At 44.9% G+C, this 722-nt stretch carries 1 protein-coding gene; it reads left to right on the top strand.

Going from position 1 to position 722, the window contains the following annotated elements:
- Nucleotides 1-18 precede the first annotated feature (18 nt).
- The coding region (locus tag E2R51_RS20570) for a GTP-binding protein (RefSeq protein WP_133378739.1) at nt 19-722 on the top strand (704 nt) is incomplete at its 3' end.

The raw sequence follows: 722 nt of genomic DNA, 5'->3' as shown, positions 1-722 counted from the left end.
TAATAAGAGGATACACTCATGGCAAAGGCCAAGTTTGAACGCAACAAGCCACACGTTAACGTTGGTACAATCGGTCACGTTGACCACGGTAAAACTACTCTAACAGCTGCTATCGCAACTGTTGCTGCAAAAACTTTTGGTGGCGAAGCCAAAGACTATGCTGCAATTGACTCAGCACCTGAAGAAAAAGCACGTGGTATTACTATTAATACTTCACACATTGAGTATGACACTGAAGCACGTCACTACGCACACGTAGACTGCCCAGGTCACGCTGACTATGTTAAAAACATGATCACTGGTGCGGCACAGATGGACGGCGCTATCTTAGTAGTATCAGCTACTGACGGTCCTATGCCACAAACTCGTGAGCACATCTTGTTATCACGTCAGGTTGGCGTACCATACATCATGGTGTTCATGAACAAATGTGACATGGTAGATGACGAAGAGTTACTAGAATTAGTAGAAATGGAAGTACGTGAATTACTTTCAGACTACGACTTCCCAGGTGATGACACGCCAATCATCAAAGGTTCAGCACTAGAAGCGCTAAACGGTAAAGATGGTAAATACGGTGAGCCAGCAGTAATCGAATTACTAGAAACTCTAGACACGTACATCCCAGAGCCAGAGCGTGACATCGATAAGCCATTCCTAATGCCTATCGAAGACGTATTCTCAATCTCAGGTCGTGGTACAGTAGTAACTGGCCGTGTTGA

The organism is Jeotgalibacillus sp. S-D1 (assembly GCF_004358665.1).
Classification (GTDB): domain Bacteria; phylum Bacillota; class Bacilli; order Bacillales; family Jeotgalibacillaceae; genus Jeotgalibacillus.
The sequence above is the reverse complement of the archived record's forward strand: the minus strand, read 5'-3'. Positions and strand labels throughout refer to the sequence as shown.